Source organism: Lentzea sp. (genome assembly GCF_036380075.1).
Taxonomy (GTDB): Bacteria; Actinomycetota; Actinomycetes; order Mycobacteriales; family Pseudonocardiaceae; genus Lentzea.
The window spans coordinates 1-11,561 of record NZ_DASVFL010000135.1; the positions used below are offsets into that span (position 1 = coordinate 1).

Genomic DNA, 11,561 nt, shown 5'->3' on the forward strand with positions numbered 1-11,561 from the left:
GCTTCCCGCACCCGTGCCGAGGTGCCGGAGCTGGCGTCCGAACGCGGCGGCGACGTGCCGGTGCTGCGCCTGGTCTGGCCGGTCACCGAGACCGTGCCGGACGGGTTCACCACCGAGGTCCGGTTGCCGCTGAAGGTCGACCTCTCGCTGGACGACCTCGCCGCCGAGGTCCCCGACCTGCTGCTGGCGCTGCCCGGCCTGCGCCGCATCGAGGTCGGTCCGCAGTCGTGGGAGCGGTTCGTCACCGCGGACGGCGTGGTCACCGTCGGCTCGTCGCGCTGGCTGGTCGAGCGCGCCGTCGGCGAACTGCCGGCCGAGCTCGTGCAGGGCGTCGAGCACCGTCCTCAGTGGACTGTGTCGTGGGCGTTCCCGCTCGACGCCGAACTGGGCGAGGACGTGCTGCACGCGCCGACCCCGACCGACGAACGCCTGTCGCTGCCGGCACGCCTGATCGCGACCCTGCCGGTCGAGCCGTCCCGCCGCCGCATCCTGCCCGGCCCGGCCGCCTGGTCGGTGCTGGACGCCGCCGCGGCCGCCTACCCGGCACTGGTCGCGCGGGTCCCCGCCGTGGAACGCACCTCGCTGGTGCCGCTGCCGGGCTTCCCGCTGTCCGAAGTGGACGACCGGCTGCGCACCGCGGTGATCCGGGAGCTGCGGGCCGCGGAGTGGCTGCCGCTGGCCTCCGGCGAGTGGATCGCACCGGCCCGCGCCCGCGTGCTCGACGTCGGCTCCGAGGAGCTCGTCGAGCTGGTCGAGGACGCCCTGCCCGGTCTGCTGGACGCCGAGCTGTCCGCGCCGGTGCACGCGAAGGCGTTGGCGGCGCTGGAGGTTCCGCGCGTCACGACCGCCGAGGTCGTCGCTGCGCTGGCCGAGGTCTCCGGCGATCCCGGGTGGTGGCGCGAGGTCTACGCGGCCTTCGCACCGCTCGCCGAGGTCGACCCGGACGTGCGCGAGGCCCTGCAGTCGCTGCCCGTGCCGCTGGCCGACGGCCGGACCGTCACCGGACCGCGCACGACGCTGATCGCCGACGAACCGCTGCCCGGCCTGCGGGTCGTGCACCCGGACGCCGTGCACCCGCTGCTGGTGCGCCTCGGCGCGGTCGAGGCCGGCGCCACCGAACTGCTGGCGGACCCGCAGCTGCGCGAGAACGTGGCGCGGTCGCTGGAGGACGCCGAGGCCGGGCTCGACGGCGAGGACCTGGTCGAGACCGTGCTGCGGCTGGTCGACCGGGCCGCCGTGCGCGCGGGCGAGGAGCCGTGGCTGGGAGCACTCGCCCTGCCGGACTCCGCCGGTGAGTGGCACCGCGCCGACGAATTGCTGCTGCCCGACTCGCCGCTGGTCGGCGTGGTCGAGGCCGACGCGTTCCCCGTGCTGTCCAAGGAGATCGCCGAGACCTACCCGCGTGCCGCGCTGGTGGCGGTCGGGGTGGTCGACGGGTTCTCGCTGGTGGTCGACGACGAACCCGCAGGACCGGACCACGACCTGGCGGACGAGTCGGCCTGGTGGTCGTTCACTCCCGAGGAGCCGCGCCGGGTGGTGGCGGTCAGGGACCTGGACCTCGTGGCCGACTGGCCCGCCGCACTGCGCCTGCTCGCCTCCGACCCAGTCACCTGGAGGGCCGTCACCGAACCCGACGGCTACACGGGCTGGTGGATCGCCCGGCACGCCTCGCTGGCGGGCAAGGCACCGCGCGAGTACCGGCTGGCCGAGGCGACGCTGCTGGACGGCCTCTTCGACGCCGTGCCGGACCTGGAACTGCCCGAGCACGTCCTGCGGGCCGCGGGCGTCCGGTCGTCGCTGGAGATCCTCGACGACGACGATGCCGAGTTCGTGCTGGACCGGCTCGGGGACGCGGACCGCGTCGTCGCGGACGCCGTGGTGCTGCGGGCCTACGCGGCCCTGCCCGAGGGCGACTTCGCGCCGCCCGAGCGGGTCCGGGTGCTGTCCGGGTCGGTGGCCGCCGCCGACGAGGTCGTCGTGCTCGACCACCCGTGGCTGCTCGGGGTCGTGCCCGCCTCCAGGGTGCTGCTGGCCGACGGGTCGGAGGAGCTCGCCGACCTGCTCGACCTGGCGCTGGCCTCCGAGGAGTTCGACGGGTCGCCCGACCACGTGGGCGAGGTCGTGCAGTGGCAGGACCTCGCCGCCGTGCGGATGGCGTGCGAACTGCTCGAAGTCGCGCTGCCCGAAGGTGTTGTCGTGGTGCACGAGTCGCTGTTCGTGGACGGGCAGCGGGTCGAGTGGTGGATGGCCGACGGGGTGCCGCACGCCGCGGACACGCCGGAAGGCCTCGCACGGGCGCTGGCCTGGGTGACCGAGCGGTGGGAGGACCGGCACACGTTCGCCGCCCTGATCACCGAACCGACGGCCGCCACGCTGCTGGGCTGATGAGCGGACCGGAGCCACGACCCGCGTGGCTGCGGGAGGTCCTCGCCCGGGTGCGGGCGGTCTACCCGGACGGTATTCCGGCCCAGGACCTCGACGTGGTGCTGGCCGCGTTGTGGGAAGGGTGCAGCGACCGCAACTTCGCGCTGGTCGTCGAGGAGCTGACCGGCGTCGACCGCCTCGTCGCCTACGGCGAGCACGTCGTCGCCGCCGAACGGAACTCCCGGCGGCTGCGAGCGCGGGTCGACGAGGTCCACGCCGCCTTGGCCGAGCACGGCTGGGACCCGGACGCGCCCTGACGGCTCAGGCCGCCGCGTCCACCGTCTCCTCGGACTCCACGACGGCGTCTCGCTGCTGCCGGCGCAACCGGGGCTTCGCGATGACCCCGCGCCGGGTCAGCACGACCCACGCCGTCAGCGTCACCACCGTCGACACCGCTCCGCCGATGATGATCGGCGCGCGCCCGTTGATCTCCCCGAGCCAGCCCATCAACGGGCCGCCGACGGGGTTGCCGCCCAGGAACACCAGCATGTAGATGCCCATCACCCGGCCGCGCATCTCCGGTTCCACGGCCAGCTGGACGGTGGCGTTGGCGGTGGTGGTGAAGGTCATCATCGCCACCCCGACCGGGATCATCATCAGGCCGGTCAGCAGCATCGTCGGCATCACGCCGGACACGATCTCCAGCAGGCCGAACACCACGCCCGCGCCGATGAACACGCTCAGCTTCGGCGTCTTGCGGCGGGCCGCCCAGGCCGCGCCCGCCAGGGTGCCCACGGCGATCAGGGTGGAGAGCAGGCCGTAGGCGTCGGCGTCGCCGCCGAAGACGTTGCGGGCCATGATCGCGAGCGTCATGTAGAAGTTCATGCCGAAGGTGGCGATGAAGAACACCAGCAGCATGACCGTCACCAGGTCCGGGCGGCTGCGGACGTAGCGCAGGCCCGACAGGAGCTGGCCCTTCTCGCGCGGCACGGGGTCCGAGCGCAGGAGCTGGGACGTGCGCATCAGCCAGATGCCGCCGACCACGCCGACGAAGCTGATCGCGTTGGCCAGGAAGACCCAGCCCGTGCCGATGGCCACGATCGTCACGCCGGCGATGGCCGGGCCGACGATGCGGGCCGAGTTGAACATCATCGAGTTGATGGCCACGGCGTTGGTCAGCTGGTCGCGGCCGACCATCTCCACCACGAACGACTGGCGCACGGGAGTCTCGACCGCGGAGAAAGCCCCGAGAAGTAAACAGAGCAGGTAGACGTGCCACAGCTCGACGACGCCGGTCACGTCCAGCAGGCCCAGGGCCAGCGCGCACACGCCCAGCGCGGACTCGAGCCAGAGCAGGAGCTTGCGCTTGTCCATGCGGTCGGCGAGCACGCCGCCCCACATGGAGAGCAGCAGCACGGGCAGGAACTGCAGCGCCGCGGCGAAACCGAGGGCTACCGGGGAACCGTCGGAGAGGTCGAGGACCAGCCAGTCCTGGGCGACGCGCTGCATCCACACGCCGACCAGCGAGATGATCTGGCCGGAGGCGTAGAGCCGGTAGTTGTAGATGCGAAGCGATCCGAACATTCCGGTACGACGAGGTGGCGAAGTGTCCGCTCCACCACCTGCGCAACCCGACACGTCCTTACTGCCCCGCCATCCTGTCGATGATCTCGGCGGCGCGCGAGAGCAGCTCCCGGTCGTCCGGTGCCAGCTCGGCGAGCCTCTTGTCCAGCCACGCTTCACGCGCGGTGATCTCGTCCTCGAGGTACGACAAGCCTTCGCCCGTCAGCTCGACGATGGCTTGACGGCCGTCGGTGGGGTGCGGGCTGCGCGTGGCGAAGCCGAACTCCTCCAGCGCCGCTATCACCCTCGTCATCGACGGAGGCTGCACGCCTTCCTTCGACGCCAGCTCTCCCGGCGTGAGCGGTCCGCACTTGTGCAGTGTGGACAGCGCGGACACCTGCGTGAGCGACACCGACGAGTTGGTGCGCTGTGCCCGCAGGCGACGGTTGAGACGGACGACGGCAAGCCTCAGCCTGCTCGCCAGTCCGTGCTGATCGGTCGCCACGTAGTTAGCATACCTCACGAAATAGTTTCCTGCCGAAAGGTCAGCTCAGCAGGCTCTGGATCGGACCCAACGCGAAGTAGACGACGAAAGCGGCCGCGACGATCCACATCAGCGGGTGGATCGCGCGGGCTCGTCCGGTCAGGGCCTTGAGCAGCACGTAGCTGACGAAGCCCGCGCCGATGCCGTTGGCGATCGAGTAGGTGAACGGCATGACGACGATCGTGAGGAACGCGGGCAGCGCGATCGTGAAGTCGGTGAAGTCGATCTCGCGGATCTGCATCATCATCAACGCGCCGACGATCACCAGCGCCGGTGCGGCCGCCTCGATCGGCACGACCTCGTAGAGCGGCGTGAAGAACATCGCCAGCAGGAACAGCACGCCGGTCACGACGTTGGCGAGACCCGTGCGGGCGCCCTCCGCGATGCCGGACGCCGACTCGATGTAGACGGTGTTCGACGAGCTGGACGCGGCACCGCCGGCCACGGCCCCCAGGCCGTCGACGAACAGCGCCTTGCTGACGTTCGGCAGCTGGCCGTCCTCGTCGATCAGGTCCGCCTCCTTGCCGAGGCCGGTCATGGTGCCGACGGTGTCGAAGAAGTCGGTGAGCACCAGCGTGAAGACGATCAGCGCGGCGGTCAGCGCCGGCAGCCGGGTCCAGGCGCCGAACGACACGTCGCCGAGCAGCGACAGGTCCGGCACGCCGAAGACCTGGTCGGGCAGCGCCGGGTAGCCGAGGTTCCAGCCCTTGGCGTTGACGCCGGCGGACGGACCGGCCTTGACGATCGCCTCCAGCACGATCGCGAAGATCGCCGTCGAGACGATGCCGATCAGGATCGCGCCCTTGACCTTGCGCGCGAACAGCACGCCCGTGACCACCAGCCCGACCACGAACACCAGCGTCGGCCAGCTCGCGATCGACCCGTTGATGCCCAGCCCGACCGGCACGGTCGTGTTCGCGGCGTCCGGCAGGCGGCGGACGAAGCCCGCGTCGACCAGGCCGATGAACGTGATGAAGAGGCCGATGCCGACGGCGATGGCCGCCTTGAGCTCGTTCGGCACGGCGTTGAAGACGGCGGTCCGCACACCCGTGAGGACCAGCAGCAGCACGACCAGGCCGTTGACGAGGATCAGGCCCATCGCCTCCGGCCAGGAGACCTTGGCCGCGACGGACACCGCGACGAACGAGTTGATGCCCAGGCCCGTGGCCAGCGCGAACGGGTAGTTCGCGATCAGGCCGAACAGGATGGTCATCACGCCCGCGACCAGCGCCGTCACCGCGGCGACCTGGCCGACCGGGAGGATGTTGCCGAGCACGTCGGGGTGCGCGCCGGGACCCGTCGGCGCGAAGCTGCCGATGATCAGCGGGTTCAGCACGACGATGTAGGCCATCGTGAAGAAGGTCACGACACCGCCGCGCACCTCCCGCGACACGGTCGACCCGCGCTCGGAAATCTTGAAGAACCCGTCCAGCATCTGGTCTCCTAACACCGTGTCCGAACGCGACTCCGCCCCGCACCCGCCTCCGCTGCCGCACAGACTGGCGGACCCGGTGCCGGTCGTGCTGGGTGGTACCGCGCTGTGGTTCCTCGGATTCCTGGTCGTGCTCGTCGCCGACCGCTCCAACAGCACGCTGCTCTGGACGACCCTGTCCGGAAGCTTGCTCGGGATCATCGGGTACGGAGTGTTCTACTGGCAACGCCGGGCCGCGAGGCGAGGGTCACGCACCGCCCAGCAGGGCCTCGAGGACGCCTAGCCGCGCATGGTCCTGGCCACCGACTGGGTCCGCCTGCTGATCGTCTGCGTCGTCTTCACGACGGCCGCCTGCGCGATCGCCTGGTTCACCGGACTCACCACGCCGAAGCCGTTCCTCAAGGCGGCGGTCCGCGCCGTGCTCCAGCTGGCGGCGGTCTCCGCCGTCATCACCGTCGTGCTCGGCAACCTCGGGTTCACCGGGGTGTTCCTCGTCCTGATGGCCGTCGTGGCCACCGCGACCTCGGCGAGACGCACCGGCACGGGCCGCAAGGGCGTGTGGGTGGCGTTGCCGATCCTGGTCGGCACGGTCCCGGCGCTCGTCCTGCTGATCGCCATCGGCCTGCTGCCCGTCAAGGGCATCGCCCTCATCCCGGTCGGCGGCATCCTGATCGGCGGCGCCATGACCTCCACCACGCTGTCGTCACGGCGGGCGCTCGACACGTTGAAGGACCGCAACGGCGAGTACGAGGCCGCGCTCGCGCTGGGTTTCGTCGAGCCAGCGGCGGTGCGCCTGCTGATCCGCAAGCCTGCGGCCGAGGCGCTGGTGCCGCCGCTCGACCAGACGCGGACCGTCGGCCTGGTGACCCTGCCGGGCGCGTTCGTCGGGATGCTGCTCGGCGGTGCTCCGGTCTGGCAGGCGGGAGCCCTGCAGATCGTGGTGCTGCTGGCTTTGCTGGCAGTCGAGGCGGCCGCCGTCTCGACAGTCGTCGAGCTGGTCGCGAGAGGTCTGGTCAGGAGGACTTCCCAAGACACTGAAGTTAGGCTAACCTAAGCCTCGTCGCTTCGTGGTGGGAGCGGCAGTCAGTTCGGGAACGGACGAGGCCCCCGCTCCGGGCAGAGCGGGGGCCTCGTCGTGTCCGGCGGTGGGCGCTTGTCGGAGCATCCACTGCCGGAGCGTCAGGGCAGCAGCAGGCCGTTCTGGCCCGTGCGCGCCGCCTCGAAGCGAGCGGAGACGTCCTCCCAGTTGACGACGTTCCACAGCGCCGAGATGTAGTCGGCCTTCAGGTTCCGGTACTGCAGGTAGTACGCGTGCTCCCAGATGTCGAACGCGAGCAGCGGCGTGACCGCGATCGACAGGTTCGAGTGGTGGTCCTTGAGCTGCAACGTGATCAGCTTCCGGGCGATCGGCTCCCACGCGAGGATGCCCCAGCCCGAGCCCTGGATCGACGACGCGGCGGCATTGAGCTGACCGCGGAACTTGTCGAACGAGCCGAAGTGCTCGTCGATCGCGGCCGCGAGCTCGCCGACGGGCTTGTCGCCGCCGTTGGGGGAGAGGTTCTTCCACCAGACCTGGTGCAGCGCGTGGCCGGCCAGGTGGAACGCCAGCGTCGTCTCCAGGCCGACGATCGAGCCGAACGACTCCTTGTCGCGCGCTTCCTCGATCTGCTCCAGCGTGTCGTTCGCGCCCTTCACGTAGGCCGCGTGGTGCTTGCCGTGGTGCAGCTCGTTGATCTCGCCGATGATCGCCGGCTCGAGGTCGCCGTAGTCGTAGTCGAGATCCGGCAGCACGTACTGGGCCATGAACGTCTCCTGCACTCTCTTGGTATTTGCAACTTACTCGCAACAAGGCCGAGTAAACCAGTTGCGCGGGGACGTAACTTCGAAGCGTGTCCGTGCTGACAGCCAGGAACGTGTCGCTGTCGTTCGGTCCGAGGACCGTGCTCTCGGAGGTTGATCTCGATGTTTCGCCTGGTGACCGCGTCGGCCTGATCGCGCCCAACGGCGTCGGCAAGTCCACGCTGCTCCGCCTGCTGTCCGGCGAGCTGCTCCCGGAGACCGGCTCGGTCTCACGCACCGGGACGGTCGCGCACCTGACGCAGGAGACCCACCACCGCCCCGGCGAGTCGTTGCGCGACCACCTCGCGCGCCGCACCGGCGTCGCCGCGGCCGAGCGGTGGCTCCAGGAGGCGGCGGAGGCGCTCGGCGAGGGCGGCGGGCAGGACTACCCGGAGGCGTTCGACCACTGGACCGCGATCGGTGCCGGTGACTTCGACGACCGCGCGAACGCCGTCTGCGACCGGCTCGGCCTGCCGGCGGACCTGCTCGACGGGCGCGCGTCCGACGAGCTGTCCGGCGGTCAGCAGGCCCGGCTGCGGCTCGCGGCGGTGCTGCTGACGCGCGCCGACGTGCTGCTGCTCGACGAGCCGACCAACGACCTCGACACCGCGGGACTCGACCTGCTGGAGTCGCACGTCGAGTCGTGGGCGGGCGCGATCGTGGTGGTGAGCCACGACCGGGAGTTCCTGGCGCGCACCACGACCGCGATCGCCGAGCTCGACGAGTTCTCGCACCGCCTCACCGTGTTCGGCGGCGGCTGGGAGGCCTACGTCGAGGAGAAGGCGAACGCGGGCCGTCGCGCGCAGGAGGAGTACGACACCTACGCGGCCAAGCGCGACTCGCTGGCGCAGCGCAGCCGGCAGGTCAAGGAGTGGTCGCGCCAGGGCGTGCACCGCGCGAACAGCGCCAAGGCGCGCAGGGACGAGCCGGACAAGAACGTCCGCGCGGGCCGCACGCAGGGCGCGGAGAACCTCACCGCCAAAGCGTCCGTTGTGGACCGTCAGCTGGCCCGGCTGGAGGAGGTCGAGGAACCGCGCGAGGCCTGGCAGCTGCGGCTCACCCTGCCGTCGGCCGGCCGCGGCAGCTCCGTCGCGTTCACGTTGCGGCAGGCCGTGGTCAGCCGCGGTGACGTGACGCTCGGACCGGTCGACCTCACGATCGGCGCGGGGGAGCGGTGGCGGATCAGCGGCCCGAACGGCGCGGGCAAGTCGACGTTGATCGGCGCGCTGCTGGGCCGCATCCCGCTCGTCTCCGGCGACCGCTCGGTCGGACCGGGCGTCGTGGCCGGCGAGGTCGACCAGTTGCGCGCCGGCTTCGCGTCGGACGCCTCGGCGTTGCGGATCGTGGCCGGGGCGGCCGGACTGCCGGACGTCGAGGTGCGCACGCTGCTGGCGAAGTTCCGGCTCGGCGCGGACACCGTCCTGCGTCCAGCCCGCGAGCTCTCGCCGGGCGAACGGACGCGCGCGGGGCTCGCGCTGCTCCAGGCGCGCGGCACGAACTGTTTGGTCCTGGACGAACCCACGAACCACCTCGACCTGCCGGCGATCGAACAACTGGAACAAGCGTTGGAGAACTACGAGGGCACGTTGCTGCTGGTCACGCACGATCGGCGGCTCGCATCGGCCGTGCGGGTGGATCACGGGGTCAACGTCGTCGACCTCCTCACGTTTCCTCCTGTGAAGGGTGGAAGATATGGGTCATGACCACCGAGGAGGACTGGCCGGTCGAACAGACCTGGTCACTGCGCAACACCCACTGGCACGCCTATGTGGAGCACACGTCGCTCGACCACGCCTCTCCTCGGCAGGTCCGCCTCGAACGCACCCCTGAGGAAGTGCTGACCTCACCGGCCGAGGTGGCGGCGTGGCTGGAGGTCAACCTCCGCAGCGCCACCCGTCCCGAGGAGACCGGCAAGAAGCGGGTGAAGGACGAACGCGACTTCACCGACTCCAACCGCGTGCACGCGTCGCTCGCCTCGCGCGGCGAGTCGATCTACACGGGCGTGAAGGGCGAGCTGACGCTGGCGGTCGAGGCCGTGACGCCCGACGAGTGCCGCATCTCCCACGACGGTGCGGACGTGGCACCGCTGAAGTCGGGCCGCCGCCGCTAGGGCCCGTCCTGTTCCTGGCGCCGGCGGGGACGAGACCGGCGGCGCCGTTGACGCCGGCCTGCCCTGGACCGTTCCGCCCGGTTCGGGGAGGGTTCCCGGAGCGGCCTCAGCCGACGTGCCAGGTGTGCACGGGTTCGCCCGCGTGCATGAGCTCCATGTACCGCTTGAGCATCCCGGAGAGCGCCGCGTCCCTCGACAGGCCGCGTTCCTCCAGCAGGGCAACGGTTTCCCGCTGCCACGACGACCCCGTGCGCCGGGCGAGGCAGCGCTGCTCGATCACCCCGAGGTAGCGCTCGCGGGCCTCGTCGGAGACGCCGCAGTCGCGCAGCCCCTCGTGCGCCATCGGCAGCAGGCGGCGCAGCACCAGCTCGTCCGGCGGGATCCAGCCGATGCCGGGCCAGTACAGCTGGGCGTTCATGCCGTGCCGTGCGCCGGTGTAGAGGTTCTCCTCCGCCGCCTGGAACGACATCTGCGTCCACAGTGGACGCTCCTGGGCGGTGAGGGCGCGCTGGGCGCCGTAGAAGAAGGCCGCGTTGGCCATCGTGTCGAGCACCGTCGGCCCGGCGGGCAGGACGCGGTTCTCGACACGCAGGTGCGGCACGCCGTCGACGACGTCGTAGACGGGCCGGTTCCAGCGCCAGATCGTGCCGTTGTGCAGGCGCAGCTCCGAAAGACGAGGCGCGCCACCGGCTTCGAGCACCTCCAACGGGTCCTCGTCGTCGGTTTCGGGCAGCAGGCTGGGGAAGTAGCGCACGTTCTCCTCGAACAGGTCGAAGATCGATGTGATCCAGCGTTCACCGAACCAGACGCGCGGGCGCACGCCCTGGTTCTTCAGCTCGTCCGGCCGGGTGTCGGTGGCCTGCTCGAACAACGGGATGCGCGTCTCGTGCCAGAGCGCCTTCCCCAGCAGGAAGGCGGAGTTCGCGGCGATGGCGACCTGGACGCCGGCCAGGCACTGCGCGGCGTTCCAGTGCGAGGCGAAGTTCGTGGGCTCGACCTGGAGGTGCAGCTGCACCGACGTGCAGGCGGCCTCGGGGAGAATCGACTCCGCGTAGCTCAGCAGCTTCTCCGGCCCCTTGCCCGGCATCGCCGGACCTTCCATGCGCAGCACCATCTCCTCGCCGCGCGCTTTGAAGATCGTGTCGTTCAGCAGCGCGTACCGCGGGCTCTCGGAGAGCCACTTGCGGTCGAAGTGCCGCTCCCGCAACGTGGGCAGCACCCCGATCATGGCGAGGTTGGCGCCGACGTCGTTGGCCTTGGTGTCGGCGTTGTCGAGCGACTGCCGCAGTTCCTGTTCCAGGCCAAGCATCTCACCGCCGGCCAGCTCGCGCGGCGGGACGTTGATCTCCAGGTTCTGCTGGCCCAGCTCCAGCGTGTAGGAGGGGTCGTCGATCTTCTCGAGCACCTCCGAGTTCGCCATCGCCGGACGCATCGCGTCGTCGACGAGGTTGAGCTCGATCTCGAGTCCCATCTGCCGACGGGGAAAGGAGAACGTGTCTTCGGCCAACATCGTGGCCAAGGCGTCGAGACTCCGCTGCATCTTCTCGCGATAACGCTGGCGATCGTCTCTGGTGAACGTGCGGCTGGACACTTCACTTCCCATGCCGCTACCCCTTCGCTCGGCGCCGGTGGGCGCGGGCAGGCGGAACGCCCAACGTGACACAGGCGAAACCTCCTTTACATCGCCCAAAACGGTGCTCTCTGTCACG

General features: G+C 70.6%; 11 protein-coding genes. 6 read left to right on the forward strand and 5 right to left on the reverse strand.

Annotated features, from left to right (window positions below):
• Both VF330_RS16355 and VF330_RS16360 read left to right on the forward strand, forming a co-directional pair.
• Window positions 1–2,385: hypothetical protein (locus VF330_RS16355; protein ID WP_330852455.1), on the forward strand; the 2,385-nt coding region annotated here is incomplete at its 5' end.
• Complete coding sequence (locus VF330_RS16360) at window positions 2,385–2,681, forward strand: DUF3349 domain-containing protein (protein ID WP_330852456.1); 297 nt, start codon at window positions 2,385–2,387, stop codon at window positions 2,679–2,681. The genes VF330_RS16355 and VF330_RS16360, both read left to right, overlap by 1 nt.
• A gap of 4 nt (window positions 2,682–2,685) precedes the next feature.
• On the opposite strand, the gene VF330_RS16365 is transcribed toward VF330_RS16360, so the two are convergent.
• The 3 genes from VF330_RS16365 to VF330_RS16375 are packed head-to-tail and all read right to left on the reverse strand — an operon-like array spanning window position 2,686 to window position 5,906.
• A complete protein-coding gene (locus VF330_RS16365; protein ID WP_330852457.1) occupies window positions 2,686–3,948 on the reverse strand; it encodes an MFS transporter in 1,263 nt (420 codons plus the stop codon).
• Between the two features lie 58 nt (window positions 3,949–4,006).
• Complete coding sequence (locus VF330_RS16370) at window positions 4,007–4,432, reverse strand: MarR family transcriptional regulator (protein ID WP_330852458.1); 426 nt, start codon at window positions 4,430–4,432, stop codon at window positions 4,007–4,009.
• 40 nt (window positions 4,433–4,472) lie between these two features.
• On the reverse strand, window positions 4,473–5,906 hold the full coding sequence (locus tag VF330_RS16375) for an NCS2 family permease (protein WP_330852459.1): 1,434 nt from the start codon (window positions 5,904–5,906) through the stop codon (window positions 4,473–4,475).
• A 16-nt stretch (window positions 5,907–5,922) separates the two neighbouring features.
• Between VF330_RS16375 and VF330_RS16380 the strand changes: the two genes are divergently transcribed.
• Both VF330_RS16380 and VF330_RS16385 read left to right on the forward strand, forming a co-directional pair.
• Entirely contained in the window at window positions 5,923–6,186 is a 264-nt protein-coding gene (locus VF330_RS16380; RefSeq protein ID WP_330852460.1) for a DUF2530 domain-containing protein, read from the forward strand.
• 6 nt (window positions 6,187–6,192) lie between these two features.
• Window positions 6,193–6,957, forward strand: coding sequence for an ABC transporter permease (locus tag VF330_RS16385; protein WP_330852461.1), 765 nt, complete (start codon window positions 6,193–6,195; stop codon window positions 6,955–6,957).
• A gap of 125 nt (window positions 6,958–7,082) precedes the next feature.
• Here VF330_RS16385 and VF330_RS16390 read toward each other — a convergent pair whose 3' ends face one another.
• Window positions 7,083–7,706, reverse strand: a complete 624-nt coding sequence (locus VF330_RS16390; protein WP_330852462.1) for a superoxide dismutase — start codon at window positions 7,704–7,706, stop codon at window positions 7,083–7,085.
• A gap of 86 nt (window positions 7,707–7,792) precedes the next feature.
• Here VF330_RS16390 and VF330_RS16395 point away from each other — a divergent pair, with 86 nt between their 5' ends.
• Window positions 7,793–9,445 (forward strand): ABC-F family ATP-binding cassette domain-containing protein, encoded by a 1,653-nt coding sequence (locus tag VF330_RS16395; protein ID WP_330852463.1) that lies wholly within the window; start codon window positions 7,793–7,795, stop codon window positions 9,443–9,445.
• On the forward strand, window positions 9,442–9,852 hold the full coding sequence (locus VF330_RS16400; RefSeq protein WP_325521628.1) for a hypothetical protein: 411 nt from the start codon (window positions 9,442–9,444) through the stop codon (window positions 9,850–9,852). The genes VF330_RS16395 and VF330_RS16400 overlap by 4 nt, the downstream gene beginning before the upstream one ends.
• A gap of 106 nt (window positions 9,853–9,958) precedes the next feature.
• On the opposite strand, the gene VF330_RS16405 is transcribed toward VF330_RS16400, so the two are convergent.
• Window positions 9,959–11,455, reverse strand: coding sequence for a glutamate--cysteine ligase (locus tag VF330_RS16405; RefSeq protein WP_330852464.1), 1,497 nt, complete (start codon window positions 11,453–11,455; stop codon window positions 9,959–9,961).
• Between the last annotated feature and the right edge of the window lie 106 nt (window positions 11,456–11,561).

Bases quoted from the DNA above. Each gene is read 5' to 3' on its own strand.
- VF330_RS16360 (WP_330852456.1), top strand. From the start codon at position 2,385: ATGAGCGGACCGGAGCCACGACCCGCGTGGCTGCGGGAGGTCCTCGCC.
- VF330_RS16365 (WP_330852457.1), bottom strand. From the start codon at position 3,948: ATGTTCGGATCGCTTCGCATCTACAACTACCGGCTCTACGCCTCCGGC.
- VF330_RS16390 (WP_330852462.1), bottom strand. From the start codon at position 7,706: ATGGCCCAGTACGTGCTGCCGGATCTCGACTACGACTACGGCGACCTC.
- VF330_RS16375 (WP_330852459.1), bottom strand. From the start codon at position 5,906: ATGCTGGACGGGTTCTTCAAGATTTCCGAGCGCGGGTCGACCGTGTCG.
- VF330_RS16400 (WP_325521628.1), top strand. From the start codon at position 9,442: ATGACCACCGAGGAGGACTGGCCGGTCGAACAGACCTGGTCACTGCGC.
- VF330_RS16405 (WP_330852464.1), bottom strand. From the start codon at position 11,455: ATGGGAAGTGAAGTGTCCAGCCGCACGTTCACCAGAGACGATCGCCAG.
- VF330_RS16385 (WP_330852461.1), top strand. From the start codon at position 6,193: ATGGTCCTGGCCACCGACTGGGTCCGCCTGCTGATCGTCTGCGTCGTC.